Consider the following 14,503-nt stretch of genomic DNA (forward strand, 5'->3'; position numbering starts at 1 on the left):
AGCTTAGAAGTTAGAGGTTGTGTGTGTATGAATTAATCAATTGTACTAATTCTTTGGTAAGGTTTTTTCTGGAATAATGTTGTAAACCTACTCCATTCGATTGTAATTTTCCTATCAAAAACTGATTATAAAAGTCCAAAATTACGCTTTTCAGCTTCACTTTCTCAGAATAATCAAAAAACACTCCTGTATTCGTTTCTGTTATGATTTCGGCAAAATCAGAACCGTTTGGTCCAATCGCTATAATGGGTCTGTTAGAAACCATATATTCGAATAATTTCCCCGGAATAATACTTTTGGTATCCTCGGAATCAATTTCGATAAGCAATAAAACCTGTGATTTTCTTTGATGGGCAATCGCTTCCGCATGGGAAACATAGCCCAAATTATTCAAATACGGATTTAAGCCAAATTGAGTCAAGGTTTCCAATACTTCCTGACTTACTGCGCCAATTAATTTTATGTCTAAATGTGATTTGAAATCCGGAATTTCATCTAGTAATTCAACGAAGCATTCCCATAGAATCAAAGGATTTCTTTCCGAAAGGAAAGAACCAATGTGAGCCAAGCTAAATTTTGCATCCAAAGATTGTTTTTCGACATTTTCAGTATCGTATCCATTCGTTATAACCACAATAGGCTTATTTGTAATGGCTTGAAATTCAGTTTTAGTAGTCTTACTAGTTACAATAATTGCATCGGCGGAATTCAAAACTTGATGTTCTAAATCTTTGTGTTTTTTGGCTGCATAATCAGATAATCGCAAGGATTTATGATACCCGATGGTAGTCCAAGGATCTCTGAAATCAGCAAACCATTTTAGATCTAATTTTTGTTTTAATTCTAATCCAATGAGGTGCAAACTGTGTGGCGGCCCAGAAGTTACAATCGTATCAATATTATTTTTTTGAATGTATTTTTCTAAATAAGAAACCGATGGTTTTACCCAAAAAACACGGGCATCCGGAATAAAAAGATTGCCCCGGATCCAAAGAAAGGTTTTATCAAGAAAGCTTTGTTTCTTTTTATTTGGAATAATTCCCGAACTGATTTTTTTCGTTTTATTTTTCGAAAAAAACGAAGCTAATTGATACGGTTCAAAAATTTTATGTTTCAGAATAATTGCCTTCTCCGAAACTTCTTTTACTAGATTTTCATCAACAATTGGATAGGTTGGATTCTCGGGAATATACACAATAGGTTGAACTCCAAAATCCGGTAGATATTTTACAAACTTGAGCCAACGTTGAACGCCGGGTCCGCCAGCCGGTGGCCAATAATAGGTAATAATTAATAATTTCTTTGATTCCAAGTTTAAGGTTTAAAGTTTAGAAGTTTTAAAAACTTCTGAAATGCTTCGCCTGTTCGCTCTTTCAGGCTCGGGTCAAAAATCGTTAATGAACAATCTTCAATCATTTTTTTTATTTAGTTTTTCTAACTCTTCAATATCTAAAATATCTTTAGGTCTGTTTGTCGCTTTTTTAGCTTTTATCAAATTATCATAATCTAAAAAATAAACAGGAATTTCTTTCAAGATAACAATAGTTGAATTTTGTAGCAAACGGTCAAAATTTTCGTTTTCTAACCCTTTAATAGAAGTCATCACATCTAATCTCAACCCATAAGAAATAGTAAAATCTGTAAATCCAGCAACAAATTGCATTGTTTCAAGTGATGGAAAATCTCCAATTCCAATTGCTGCAAAAGCGAGACGAAGATTTTTTCTATTTTCAATAGTATCGTCAATCAATATATCAATATCCCCAGTATTTCTGGTATAACCATAAATATTTACTGCCAATCCACCAATAGTTAGATAACGAACATTGTTTTCGGCGAGTTTTTCCCAAATGTCTAAAATTTCTTGAAGCATTATTTTTTCTGAATAATTCTTGGTGCAGTTTTTAAGGCATACGAAATTTCAACCAAAGCCATAAACCTTTCTATTCTTTCAGAGTACAACTTTTGCAAATCAGAAGTTTCAGTTTCTTTTTGGGACAATCTATTTTCCTTTTTATATAAAGATTTCATATTCAAATATACAATTTTAGAAAAACATTTCGACTAATTGCTATTCAATTCTATTCACTTGTTTTCTTCTCTGCACAAAATAAATCCCTCCAATTAATAGCAACAACATTCCTATTGAACTAAAGAGTGTAATTGTACTTCCTGTTTTAATAACTTGTGGCTCAAACTTGAATTCTATAGCATGTTTTCCCGCAGGAATAACAAGTGCTCGTAGTGTATAATCAGCTCTTATATGAGGTGTCAATTTGCCATCTACATAAGCATTCCAGCCTTTTCCATAATAAATCTCAGAGAAAACGGCTAAACCTTCATTCCCATTATTCGAACTGTATTTTAAATGGTTGGGTTTGTAGGAATCCAAAATTATTGCAGCCGAACTGTCTTTGGCGAAAACCTTATTTTTAATTTCAAATTCTTTTTGATTTACAACGGCCACATTTTTAGAATCCAAACTATCCAATGCTTTCATTTCTTGATCAGCCGTTTGAACAAATTTTATTTTATTCACAAACCAAGCATTTCCGTTGGCATTAGGATTCGAAGTTGGAAATTCTTTTCCTTCTTTATCCGTTTGAATTACATATTTTACGTCCAACATATTAAGGATTTCCATATTGTTTTTGGCAATTTGGTAATCAAATAACTGTTGCATTCTTCGAGGTTTAACCGCATTATACCCCCCAATAGATTTATGGAAATAAGAAGTTCGGGCGCTTGATAAATTACCGCTTACTTCAAAAACTCTGTAGTTTGTTGTATCTTTTAGAATCTGTGCATCCGCAGGTGTTTCCTGAAATGGCACTTCTACTTCTCTTCCACTCACAAAATCTTTACTCGAAACATATTTTTTATCGACAAAAAACAAGTCGAAAATCATAAGAAGTCCTACCAAGATTATTGCTGTATTTTGAGCCAATTTATTTTTTATAAACAACCATAAAACACCTGCTGAAAGTAAAATAAAGAAACCAGAACGCAATAAATCCGCACTGTACAAATTCATTCGGTCTTCCTTAAGCGCACTTACAAAATCTGGTCCGTAATTTTCTAAATAGTAACTATCATTCCCACCAGAAAAGCTGAACAAACTTTTACACAAAAACAAAATCACAATGACTCCCAAACTAAAAGTTCCTGCTTCTAATAAGGATTTCTGCTGCAGCTTTGCATTCTCTTTTTCTAATTTAAAAAAGGACTGTAATCCCATTATCGCTAAAACTGGGAAACATAATTCTAAAATCACCTGTATGGAAGAAACCGCTCTAAACTTATTGTACATTGGAACATGATCAATAAAAAAATCAGTCAAAGCAGGTAAATTTTTACCCCAAGAAAGTATTAATGCCACAATGGCTCCCGAGAGAAATACATATTTAATTTTTCGTTCATCAACAAACAAAGCCAAAATTCCTAAAAAGAAAACGATGGCACCAATATAAGCTGGCGCAGCTACAATAGGCTGGTCGCCCCAATATGTTGGCATTCCAGAAACAAAATCTTTAGCCTGAGCCTCTTGTACCCCTTTACCAATCATAAAATCATACATCTTACTATCCGTCCCCAAAGCTTCATTATTAGAACCACCAAAAAGTCTTGGAGCAATAAGATTGAAACTTTCGGCGATTCCGTAACTGTATTCTGTAATATAATCCCGAGTCATGGCACTATTACTGGTCATTTTTGACCCGTCAGGATTAAAGGTTAATTCACTTTTTCCCCGAGTACTAAAATCCGCATATTCGGCTGTAGCCAATAAATTAGTTGCATTAGCACCCAAAGCAAATATCCCGGCCACCGCCAGAACTCCAAACGAATATAACAGTGATTTATATTCCTTTTCTTTCACAGCCTGATAAATAAAATAACCAGAAAGTATCATTAAGAAAATCAACAAATAATAGGTCATTTGGAAGTGGTTGGCATTAATTTCTAATGCTGTGGCAAACATTGTCAGCAAACCACCTAAAATGTATTTTTTTCGAAAAACTAAAATAAAACCGGCAATAACGAGCGGCATATAAGCAATAGCATGCGCTTTTGCATTATGTCCAACTCCAAGTATAATGATCAAATAAGTGGAAAAACCAAAAGCCAGTGCACCAAAAAAGGCTTTCAAAGGATCGATTTTTAAAACTAACATTAACCCATAAAAACCAAGGAAATACAGAAATAAATAATCAGCGGGACGCGGTAAAAACCGTAAAGCATCATCAATCATCCCAATATAATCGTGTGGATATTTTGCACCTAATTGGTAGGTCGGCATTCCCCCAAAAGCTGAATTTGTCCAATAAGGTTCCACGTGATCTGAGGCTCTAAAATCGTTTTGCTCTTTGGCCATTCCCGTGTATTGAGCAATATCCGATTGGAAAATTTGTTTTCCCTGCAATACAGGATAAAAATAGATTAGAGATATTAGTACAAAACCGAGTATGGCTAGTGCGTGCGGATAGAACTTATTTATTATTTTCAATTTTTGAAAGTTTGGTTTAAAGTATGAGAGCTGCGTTTTTTACGGCAAATTTAATCTATTTCTTCGTAATCAACATATTCTCCTACTTTTTTGGTTTCACGAGGATTTTTGGCATTCGCAGCATTGTAAATCACTTCGTCTTTGCTTTGTGTTTTATTCCAAGAATTATCCTGCGCATTTTGTTGCTGTTGTTGAAAATTTTGCCCTGCTTTCTCCACTACTTTTTTTACTAATAAAGGCAAGAATAACTTCGCCAAAAATTTAAAAATGTAATAGAAAGCAACCATATAAAAAAGTGCTTTTATAAAACCGGAAAATGAAGCAGTTTGCATAAACGTATATTTTTTTTCAAAATTAATAAATCCAACGTTCAAAATTAAAATATCATTCTTAAATAAATAATAAAATATAGTACATTTGAAAAGCGTTATTACTTTTTAACCCAAAAAAATAATATGTTCAAATTCAAAACCTTATTTGCAGTAGCCATTTTTATGATTCCGTGTATTCATTATGGACAGCATACGGATCAAATCAACTCTAATAGACCAGGTGAAACCATGTCCGCTTTTGCAGTTGGAAAATCAGTAATTCAAATAGAAACAGGCATTTATGGAATTAAACAAAAACATAATTTATTAAATTATGACGCCAATGGTTTTGGGATTGATGCTACATTAAGATGGGGATTGTTCATGGAAAAATTAGAATTGATAGCCGATTTGCAATACCAAAACGAGAAATTCACTACATTATTCAATAACTCTAATAGATCAGCGCTAAAGCAAACCGTTTTAGGAGCCAAATATCTAATTTACGATCCATTTAAAAATTACGAAAAAAAGGTAAATGTTTACAGTTGGAAAGCCAATCGCGCTTTCAATTGGCATCAATTAATTCCTGCTGTTTCCGTATTTGCAGGGGCTAATTTCACCATGGCGGATAATCCATATTCTTTTTCTCCTGAATCCAGCATATCTCCAAAAATCATGTTGATTACACAAAACCATTTAGGAGACGGAACATGGGTTTTTGTTACCAATATCATTGCCGATTACATAACAACTGACTATCCTAGTTATGGTTACGTATTAACCTTAACAAAAGGATTCAATGATAAATGGTCAGGTTTTGTAGAAAACCAAGGCTTTAAAAGTGATTTTTATAGTGACGCAATTGTTCGTGGAGGTGCTGCTTATTTATTAAACAAAGACATGCAAATTGATGCTTCAATAAGCACTAATTTCAAAGATACTCCTTCTGTTCTTTATGGAGGAGTAGGTTTTTCCTGGCGCTATGATGCTAATTATAATGAAGTCCGAATTAATTTAGACAATAACGATTCCGATAAAAAAGCTAAGAAAAGAGCAAAAAAAACAAAAAAAGGATAGAAATTACAAGCCAAAACTACCATGATTACAATACAAGAAGCAAAGACAAAAAGCGAATTAACGGATTACATAAAATTTCCTTTTTCATTATACAAAAACAATAAAAACTGGGTTCCACCAATCATAGCAGATGAACTGGAATCATTTGATAAGACCAAAAATCCTGCTTTTGAAAATGCCGAAGCCTATTTTTATATTGCTTACAAAAACAATGAAATTGTAGGCCGAATCGCTGCTATAATCAATTGGAGTGAAGTGAATGATCAGCAAAAAAAGAAAGTTCGATTTGGTTGGTTTGATGTCATTGATGATATTGAAGTGACGAAAGCACTTTTAGAAAAAGTCAATGAATTAGGTCGAAAAAATAATTTAGAACACGTTGAAGGTCCTATGGGATTTTCAAATTTAGATAAAGTAGGTATTCTAACAGAAGGTTTTGATGAAATGGGAACCATGATTACGTGGTACAATAATCCGTATTACGCCACTCATTTTGAGCAATTAGGTTATGTTAAAGAGAAAGAATACATAGAAAGTAAATTTCCTTTTGCAAACGTAAAGCCGGAATTTTTTGAAAAAGCAAATGATTTGGTTAAAAGACGATACCAATTAAGTCCGCTTAATTTCAAAACTACTAAAGAAGTGATGCCCCACGTTGATAAAATGTTTGATTTATTCAATAAATCGTACGCGTCTTTATCCTCTTTTGTAGCCATTTCAGACACACAAAAAGAATATTTCAAGAAAAAATACATCAGTTTCATCAATCCTGAATTCATCAAATTTGTGGAAGACAAAGACCATAATATTGTTGCTTTTAGCATTGTGATGCCTTCATTTTCGGAAGCATTGCAAAAATCAAAAGGAAAATTATTTCCATTTGGATTTCTTCATTTATTGAAAGCCAAAAAACAAAGCAAAGATGTTCTTTTCTATCTTATAGGCGTTCTCCCGGAATACCAAAACAAAGCAGTAACAGCGATCATTTTTAAAGAATACTACGAAACGTTCAAAGAAAAGGGAATTATTAATTGTTTTAGAACTCCTGAATTAGCTAACAATATTGCTATTCACAATTTGTGGAAACATTTTGATCCTATAGTTCATAAACGCAGATGTACTTTTTTAAAGAATCTGTAATAATTAAATTATAAATAAAAAATCCATCGGTGGCCGATGGATTTTTTATTTATAGATGGTTGCTTTTTATAACAAAAATCACATTTTACATTCCACTTTTGACAAAACTATATTCCCGTCAAATTTTAATTGTTTTGCATCCTTAAAAGTTACTTTTCCTTTATTATCATCCACTACATCTCCAAAACCTTCAATGTACGTATTCCCTTTTTTCAAGAAAGCAACTTGGCGAACCGTAGCAACACCTTCTGACATGAATGCATAATCCGCAAAAAGTGTATCTCCTTTTATTTTTCCAACTAATGTTCCAAAGCTTTTGTCCTTCTCGTAGAAATTATAACTCAATTTCCCTGAAGTCAATTGATCTCCTTTTATATTCAAAGTCATTGAAATCGTATCCTTTTTTAAAATTGTACGGTAACATTCTTCGGTTACGGGTTCTTCAATAACTATTTTTTCTAATTCAGCCGGAGCTTCTTTCTTTTCTCTTTCTTTTTTACAAGAAACTAGAAGGCTCATAAAAACGATTCCTAATACAATTACTTTTTTCATAAATTTCCATTTTAGTTTTATAAATGTACAAATTCATAGCTAAATTCATTCCAAAAAAAATCCATCAGTTAGACTGATGGATTTTTTATATAAAACTAAAACACGAAATTAAGCGTCCAAATCAACTTTAGTACGTGATGCAATTTCTTTATAGGTTCCGTTTTCTAATTTTTCACGGATTGCTTCAAAAGCAGTTAGTGTTTCGTCAATATCTGACAAAGTGTGAGGTGCAGTAGGAATAACGCGTAATAAAATCATTCCTTTTGGAATTACCGGATAAATTACTATTGACAAGAAAATACCATAATTCTCTCTTAAGTCATTCACCATCACCATCGCTTCTGGCACACTTCCTTCCAAGTAAACTGGTGTAACACAAGTATTGGTATCACCAATATTAAATCCTTTACTTCTCAAACCACCTTGCAAAGCATTTACATTTTCCCATAATTTGTCTTTCAATCCTGGGTTGTCACGCAACAATTGCAAACGTTTCAAAGAACCAATAGTTTGAATCATTGGCAATGCTTTCGCAAACATTTGAGAACGCAAATTGTATTTTAAATAATCGATAATATCTTTATCGGCAGCTACAAAAGCACCAATATTCGCCATTGATTTGGCAAAAGTTGAGAAATAAACATCAATTCCATCCTGACAACCTTGCTCCTCGCCGGCTCCAGCACCTGTTTTACCAAGTGTACCAAAACCGTGAGCATCATCAACTAAAAGACGGAAATTATATTTCTTTTTCATTTCTACAATCTCTTTCAACTTTCCTTGTTGCCCACGCATCCCAAAAACACCTTCAGTAATAAAAAGGATTCCTCCTCCTTGTTCAGCAGCTAATTTTGTGGCACGTTGCAGGTTTTTCTCCATACTTTCAATGTCGTTGTGCTTGTAAGTAAAACGTTTTCCGCTATGCAAACGAACACCATCAATAATACAAGCGTGTCCATCTACATCATACACAATAACGTCATTTCTAGTCACCAAAGCATCAATGATAGAAACCATTCCTTGGTACCCAAAATTCAACAAATAAGAAGATTCTTTCATTACAAAAGCAGCCAATTCATTCTCTAATTGTTCGTGATATTTAGTGTGGCCACTCATCATACGAGCACCCATTGGAGCAGCTGCACCATATTCTAACGCTGCATCCGCATCTGCTTTACGCACTTCAGGGTGATTTGCAAGACCTAAATAGTCATTCAAACTCCAGTTCAAAACCTCTTTTCCTTGAAATTTCATTCTTGGGCCTAAATCTCCTTCTAATTTTGGAAATACAAAATATCCTTCTGCTTGTGAAGCCCATTTCCCTAATGGCCCTTTATTGTTTTGAATCCTTTCGAATAAATCTTTTACCATAATATATTAAGTAATAATTTTAATTTTAAGAAGTTGCAAAAATAATTATTTAAATTTTATAATGGTATTGAAAGTAAATTTATTTTTCAGGGTTTATCTTGATGACTATCAGGAGCTATTTCCTGCTCTACACTATATCTTTTGTGCTGAAGAAAAATCGGCATAAAAGGATGCCGTTTCGATCAGGGCTAAAAAAAACGATTCCGATGATAAACTTTGTATATTTGGATAAATATTTCAACATTAGAAATTTATGTCCGAAGATACAAAAGAATTAAAACTTGCCGTTCTCATTGATGCTGACAACGTTCCGTATAGTAATGTAAAAGGAATGATGGAGGAAATAGCCAAGTTTGGCACACCAACCACCAAACGTATTTATGCCGATTGGACCAAACCAAATGCCGGAGGCTGGAAAAGTGTTTTATTGGAACATGCTATTACACCTATTCAACAATACAGTTACACGGTGGGTAAAAATTCTTCGGATTCAGCGATGATTATTGACGCTATGGATTTATTGTATTCGGATAAAGTGGATGGTTTTTGTATTGTTTCCAGTGATTCTGATTTTACACGTTTAGCAATCCGATTGAGAGAATCCGGAATGAAAGTCATTGGAATTGGAGAACAAAAAACGCCCAATTCATTTATTGTTGCCTGTGACCGATTTATTTATATTGAAGTTTTAGACGGAGCAATCAAAAAGAAATTACCAAAAAGAACTGCCTCAGATGCAAAAAAAGCAACACCAAAAAGCTTAAACAAAGTCGATGTGCAAACCATAGAATTAATCGAATCAACCATCGAAGACATTGCTGATGACAGTGGCTGGGCTTTTCTGGGTGACGTAGGAAACCTCATCGTAAAGAAAAAACCAGAATTCGATCCAAGAAATTATGGCTTTGCAAAACTTACACCCATGCTTAAATCCCTCACTGACATTCTCGAAATTGACGAGAGAGATTCCGATAAAAAAGGAATCAAACACGTTTATGTTCGATTGCGTTTTAGTTAAACTAACTTTTTAACCGCCTCATATAAAGTTTCTTTCTTAATTGGTTTAGACAAATAATCATTCATCCCTATTTCCTTAACGCGCTCTTTTGTGGTTTCCATCACATCGGCAGTTACTGCAATGATTGGGATGTTGCTATTATGTGCTCCTGCTTCGCCATTTCTAATTGCAATCGTTGCTTCATAACCATCCATAACTGGCATTTGGAGATCCATTAATACAATGTCAAATTGATTGGTTTTAAATGCTTCCAATGCTTCCTGACCATTATTAGCATAAACAACAGTTGTATTTAACCATTTCTTGGTAATCATTTTTATGACCATTTGATTGATCGGATTGTCTTCAACTACTAAAATGGATTTCCCTTCTAAATCGTCAATAACAATTTTAACAGGAGCTTCAACCTTTTTCTGTTCTGTCGATACATCAAAATCAATCGTAATAATGCAAGTGGTTCCTCCATTGATTTTACTATCCATTACAATAGTTCCGTTTTGCATATCGACCAAAGTCTTAACGATGTAAAGTCCTAATCCAAGTCCACCAAATTTTCGCTTATTATCGATATTATTTTGAGAAAAAGAATCAAAGATACGGTCCATTTTATCTTTTGAAATTCCGATACCAGAATCCGAAATAGTCAAAATCAAACTGGCCTTATTGTTGTTTTTCAACTCGCTGTCGATAGTAAATTTCACAAAACCGGTGGCCGTAAATTTAATGGCATTATTCAAGACATTATTCACAACCTGCACCAATCGGGTCACATCTCCAATTAAAAAATCAGGAATAGTGTCCGATTTTGAAAACTGAAACCCTAACCCTTTATCTTTAGCGATATTAATTGCATTATTCTTCAAATGTTCTAAAACCTGCGCTGGATCAAATTGATTATTCTCAAGTTTTAATTCCCCTTTTTCAATTTTAGAAAAATCCAAAATATCATTGACGGAACTCAATAAGCTATGGGAGGAATATTTTATAATTTGACAATTTTTTCTAATTTTTTCATCCTGAACTTCAACAGAAATAGAATCAATTAAATTCATGATGGCGTTCAGTGGCGTTCGCAATTCGTGGCTAATATTCGATAAAAAATAAGATTTTAAATCATTCATCTCTTCCGAACGAACTAAAGCAAGACGATTCAGTTCATTTTTTTCATTTTTAAGATTCCTAATCAGGTTTGCCATTGAAAGTGAAAGGAAAATTACTTCCAAACCGGTTCCTAATTTAGAACTGTTTTGAGTCAAAAATGAATTAGGAACTTGACCAAAATTATTGAGAATAAATATTCCAAATCCAAGAATTAAAAAGAAAATACCAATAGTAAAAAAACCATCAACATACTTGTTTTTGTAATACAGATAAATCACAGAGGAAATGATCAAGATGAGGATCAGTAACCCAAGCACGTTTGCCAAAGGATAACTTATTGCCAAAGCTGCTGGGACAAAAAGGATACAGAAAATTAACACGAAAGCTAAAAAATAAACGATATTGAATAGAATGTAAATCGTTTTATTATACTTTTTGATGTTTAAGAAAACTTCGCTGTATTTACCCAATAAGAAACCGGCTACCATCGCAAAAAACAATACGGCATGAAGTGAAAACCACCCACCCTGCGGTGTAACCAATTCATAAAAATAACCGTCTAACGAAAATTGCATTAAGCCAATAAAAATAACATATAAGCTATAATACAAAAATGTTTTTTCGCGTAAAGCAAAATAGAAAAAAAAGTAAATAATGGAAACAATTGTCAAAATTCCATAAAAAATACCGAAAAACAATTGCTCTTCTGAAACTGTTTTTATAAAACTTTCCGAGGAATACAGCTTTATTGGCATTTTTATTACTTCACCATCGCTTTTTAAATGTAAAAATAATATCAAGCTGGATTTTGGTGCTATTTCAATTTTAAAAATAGTTTTACGATTATCAAAACTACGTACAGAATATTGCATGTTGTCACCACTAACGGCTTTGGTAATTTTCTTTGAAGCAACATCAAAAATATATAATTCTACTAAATCTGTAATTGGTCTAGCAGTCTCTAAGTAATATTTTAAGGATAAATCTGTAGGGTTTTCCAGTTCGGTTTTTGCCCAAAAATTATTTTGTGTAAAGCCTAAGTCATCACTTTCAGTCTTAAGCTTTTTAGGGCTTAATGAATTATAATTTGCAATTACAAATTGGATATCTAAATTTCTTTGGCCAACATCTGCAATTGTAGTAAAGTTATATAGGGAAATCTCTTCAGGAATTGCATTGCTTCTAAAAACATATTGTGAGTAAGTATTTATGAAAAATAACATGAAAAACAATAATTTCAAAGTAATAGAAAGTCGAACGTATTTTTTCTGACCCATGTTTAATAAATTACAATTAGACAAAAAAACATACGTAAAAAAGAACTCTTTAGTTTTTCTAACTACTCTTTTTAATTGCGTTTTTCTGTTTTGTGAAATAAAACAATTCATTTCAAATAATAGCATTTAAAGTACAAAATTTTTAATAGTCTTAGTAAATTAATAGCTGAAATAACTTTCACCTATGAGACAAAAAATTTCGCTTTAGGAATTGCTGCATTTATAATTACTTTGGGTCTTTATTTATATTTTAAAGCAGGTCTATTTTTATTGATCTTTTTATTTATTTATTGTTGATTGGTTATGCCAATAGTATTCAACAGAAACATGCCATTTTAAGAAATTTACCTGTATTAGGTTATTTTAGATATTTATTTAAAATGATAGCATCCGAAAATTCAGCAATATTTTATCGAACGTTCTACCGATGGGAAACCTTTTTCCTGAAATCAGTGAACTCTGGCTCACCAAAGAGCAAAAAATATTGATTCTAAAACGCCTTTTGGAACACAATTAAATTTAAATAAATCTAGTTACGAAGGAATTAAACATTCTATTTTTCCAGCAACAGTCAATGAGAAGCTGCCTCGAGTTTTAGTTGGCGGACCTGATTGTACGTAGCCCTATTTGGCTTCGTTATTAAACATTTCGGCTATGAGTTTTGGTTCCTTGAGTGAAAATGCTATCATGGTTCTAACCAAAGGAGCCCTCGGCAAATTCTATCACAATACAGGCGAAGGTGGTTTGACTAAGTTTCATCAACAAGGAGGGGACATCACTTGTCAAATAGGAACAGGATATTTTGGTTGTCGCGATGATAGAGGTGGTTTTAACGGAGACAAATTTACTTAGAAATAGCTAAAATTAGAGGTGTACAACCACATACAACGGTACTTTCTCCACCCGGCCATGCTGCATTTTCAGATACAAAAGGGTTAATAGAATTTATTGCAAAATTACGTTTACTGTCCAATGGGAAACCTATTGGCTTTAAATTGTGTATTGGCGAAACCAGCGAATTTGAAATGATTTGCCAAGAAATGATTACTCAAAATTAATTTCCTGATTTCATCACCGTTGATGGTGCCGAAGGAGAAACTGGTGCTGTACCACTCGAATTTGCGGATGGCATAGGAATGTCATTTGAAGCCGCACTTATTATTGTAAATAAAACATTAGTGCGTTTTGGCATACAAGACAAGATATGCGTCATTTGCAATGGTAAAATAATTCAGGATATTCCACTCTAAGAGCTATCGCACTTGGTGCTGATGTGTGATAGTGCACGTGGAGTCCAGTTTTCATTGAGATGTATTCAAGCCTTGCGATGCAACAATAACAGATGTACTACCGGAGTTGCTACACTAGACAAAATATTAATCAAAGGATTACTTGTGACTGATAAATCGGAAGGCGTTTTTTATTTTCATAAAAACAGCTTACACGCTGCTAATGAACTTCTGGCTGCAGCTGGTAAAAAAAATTTTGCCGATGTTGATATTAATATTTTTATGCGTGGAGATGAATTTGCTCATTTATCGGATTTGTATTTCCCCGATAATTTAAAAAGTGTTACGAAACACTAAAAGTTTACAACAAAAAAAGGAGGACCTTTAGAGTCCTCCAATTGTTGATTCTGATTTACCATTATCTAACTTATACTTTAACTTGTATAGCTGACTATTGAATTATCATATCTTATTGCAAGATTGATACATTCAAGTAATTAATCAAAACCACACTCAAAGATACAATTTACTTTCACCATAATAGATGTAAATCAGCACTTTAACTAATCGTTAACGTGTCATTTTATAAAGCTAAAACCACAGTTATTAAAAAATTACTATTCCTTAAAATTAGTTTAGGAAATTTTAACAAAAGTTGTTTCTAATAAAACACATTAGAAAAACAGACAAACTAAAAAACTACTATTTTTGGCATATAGCCATAAAAAAGAGGCCTTTTTACAGGCCTCCAATTTAGACCTTGGTTTGTTATTATCAGTTCATACCTTTCGGTACAACTAACTATCAAATACGCTACTCTTTGCAGATGGCCATACTCAAGAACAAAGCAAAATCATACTCTAAGATAAGGCAAATTTAGTTTCAAACCATTCTACTAAAACATTTTAACGCTTAATTAA

12 protein-coding genes and 1 pseudogene are annotated in these 14,503 nt (G+C 33.0%); 5 read left to right on the plus strand and 8 right to left on the minus strand.

The genetic code is table 11. The features are described from left to right. Positions 1-10: 10 nt before the first annotated feature. The 5 genes from ACNQGG_RS05495 to ACNQGG_RS05515 form a co-directional block, all read right to left on the minus strand. Entirely contained in the window at positions 11-1,312 is a 1,302-nt protein-coding gene (locus ACNQGG_RS05495) for a glycosyltransferase family 4 protein (RefSeq protein WP_417962026.1), read from the minus strand. Between the two features lie 96 nt (positions 1,313-1,408). Continuing rightward, positions 1,409-1,873 (minus strand): DUF6036 family nucleotidyltransferase, encoded by a 465-nt coding sequence (locus ACNQGG_RS05500; protein ID WP_417962027.1) that lies wholly within the window; start codon positions 1,871-1,873, stop codon positions 1,409-1,411. Next, positions 1,873-2,031 carry a hypothetical protein gene (locus ACNQGG_RS05505; RefSeq protein WP_417962028.1) on the minus strand — a complete coding sequence of 53 codons (159 nt, stop codon included), beginning with the start codon at positions 2,029-2,031 and terminating at the stop codon, positions 1,873-1,875. The genes ACNQGG_RS05500 and ACNQGG_RS05505 overlap by 1 nt, the downstream gene beginning before the upstream one ends. Before the next feature lie 40 nt (positions 2,032-2,071). Continuing rightward, the gene (locus tag ACNQGG_RS05510; protein ID WP_417962029.1) at positions 2,072-4,504 is read right to left on the minus strand and encodes a YfhO family protein; all 2,433 of its coding nucleotides are present in this window, start codon (positions 4,502-4,504) and stop codon (positions 2,072-2,074) included. Positions 4,505-4,554: 50 nt separating this feature from the next. After that, complete coding sequence (locus ACNQGG_RS05515) at positions 4,555-4,836, minus strand: DUF4834 family protein (protein ID WP_416857852.1); 282 nt, start codon at positions 4,834-4,836, stop codon at positions 4,555-4,557. Positions 4,837-4,959: 123 nt separating this feature from the next. Between ACNQGG_RS05515 and ACNQGG_RS05520 the strand changes: the two genes are divergently transcribed. Beyond that, positions 4,960-5,895: a transporter gene (locus ACNQGG_RS05520; protein WP_416857851.1), complete on the plus strand. Its 936-nt coding sequence runs from the start codon at positions 4,960-4,962 to the stop codon at positions 5,893-5,895. A gap of 21 nt (positions 5,896-5,916) precedes the next feature. After that, positions 5,917-7,035, plus strand: a complete 1,119-nt coding sequence (locus tag ACNQGG_RS05525; RefSeq protein WP_417962030.1) for a GTP cyclohydrolase — start codon at positions 5,917-5,919, stop codon at positions 7,033-7,035. A gap of 78 nt (positions 7,036-7,113) precedes the next feature. Here the strand turns inward: ACNQGG_RS05525 and ACNQGG_RS05530 are convergent, their stop codons facing one another. Together ACNQGG_RS05530 and ACNQGG_RS05535 are read right to left on the minus strand one after the other, a co-directional pair. After that, a complete protein-coding gene (locus ACNQGG_RS05530; protein WP_417962031.1) occupies positions 7,114-7,587 on the minus strand; it encodes a hypothetical protein in 474 nt (157 codons plus the stop codon). Positions 7,588-7,695: 108 nt separating this feature from the next. Then, positions 7,696-8,958 (minus strand): cysteate-C-fatty acyltransferase, encoded by a 1,263-nt coding sequence (locus tag ACNQGG_RS05535; RefSeq protein WP_416857848.1) that lies wholly within the window; start codon positions 8,956-8,958, stop codon positions 7,696-7,698. Positions 8,959-9,211: 253 nt separating this feature from the next. Between ACNQGG_RS05535 and ACNQGG_RS05540 the strand changes: the two genes are divergently transcribed. Beyond that, positions 9,212-9,976, plus strand: a complete 765-nt coding sequence (locus tag ACNQGG_RS05540) for an NYN domain-containing protein (protein WP_417962032.1) — start codon at positions 9,212-9,214, stop codon at positions 9,974-9,976. Here ACNQGG_RS05540 and ACNQGG_RS05545 read toward each other — a convergent pair. After that, a complete protein-coding gene (locus ACNQGG_RS05545) occupies positions 9,973-12,354 on the minus strand; it encodes a hybrid sensor histidine kinase/response regulator (protein ID WP_417962033.1) in 2,382 nt (793 codons plus the stop codon). The genes ACNQGG_RS05540 and ACNQGG_RS05545 overlap by 4 nt on opposite strands. A gap of 654 nt (positions 12,355-13,008) precedes the next feature. Here ACNQGG_RS05545 and ACNQGG_RS05550 point away from each other — a divergent pair. Both ACNQGG_RS05550 and ACNQGG_RS05555 read left to right on the plus strand, forming a co-directional pair. After that, positions 13,009-13,206 carry a glutamate synthase-related protein gene (locus ACNQGG_RS05550; protein WP_417962034.1) on the plus strand — a complete coding sequence of 66 codons (198 nt, stop codon included), beginning with the start codon at positions 13,009-13,011 and terminating at the stop codon, positions 13,204-13,206. 11 nt (positions 13,207-13,217) lie between these two features. Then, positions 13,218-13,940 (plus strand): annotated as a pseudogene (locus ACNQGG_RS05555) (glutamate synthase-related protein). Positions 13,941-14,503: the final 563 nt, after the last annotated feature.

The organism is Flavobacterium esculini (genome assembly GCF_048284325.1).
Lineage (GTDB): Bacteria > Bacteroidota > Bacteroidia > Flavobacteriales > Flavobacteriaceae > Flavobacterium.

Bases quoted from the DNA above. Each gene is read 5' to 3' on its own strand.
- ACNQGG_RS05500 (WP_417962027.1), bottom strand. From the start codon at position 1,873: ATGCTTCAAGAAATTTTAGACATTTGGGAAAAACTCGCCGAAAACAAT.
- ACNQGG_RS05505 (WP_417962028.1), bottom strand. From the start codon at position 2,031: ATGAAATCTTTATATAAAAAGGAAAATAGATTGTCCCAAAAAGAAACT.
- ACNQGG_RS05515 (WP_416857852.1), bottom strand. From the start codon at position 4,836: ATGCAAACTGCTTCATTTTCCGGTTTTATAAAAGCACTTTTTTATATG.
- ACNQGG_RS05520 (WP_416857851.1), top strand. From the start codon at position 4,960: ATGTTCAAATTCAAAACCTTATTTGCAGTAGCCATTTTTATGATTCCG.
- ACNQGG_RS05525 (WP_417962030.1), top strand. From the start codon at position 5,917: ATGATTACAATACAAGAAGCAAAGACAAAAAGCGAATTAACGGATTAC.
- ACNQGG_RS05530 (WP_417962031.1), bottom strand. From the start codon at position 7,587: ATGAAAAAAGTAATTGTATTAGGAATCGTTTTTATGAGCCTTCTAGTT.
- ACNQGG_RS05535 (WP_416857848.1), bottom strand. From the start codon at position 8,958: ATGGTAAAAGATTTATTCGAAAGGATTCAAAACAATAAAGGGCCATTA.
- ACNQGG_RS05540 (WP_417962032.1), top strand. From the start codon at position 9,212: ATGTCCGAAGATACAAAAGAATTAAAACTTGCCGTTCTCATTGATGCT.
- ACNQGG_RS05545 (WP_417962033.1), bottom strand. From the start codon at position 12,354: ATGGGTCAGAAAAAATACGTTCGACTTTCTATTACTTTGAAATTATTG.
- ACNQGG_RS05550 (WP_417962034.1), top strand. From the start codon at position 13,009: ATGAGTTTTGGTTCCTTGAGTGAAAATGCTATCATGGTTCTAACCAAA.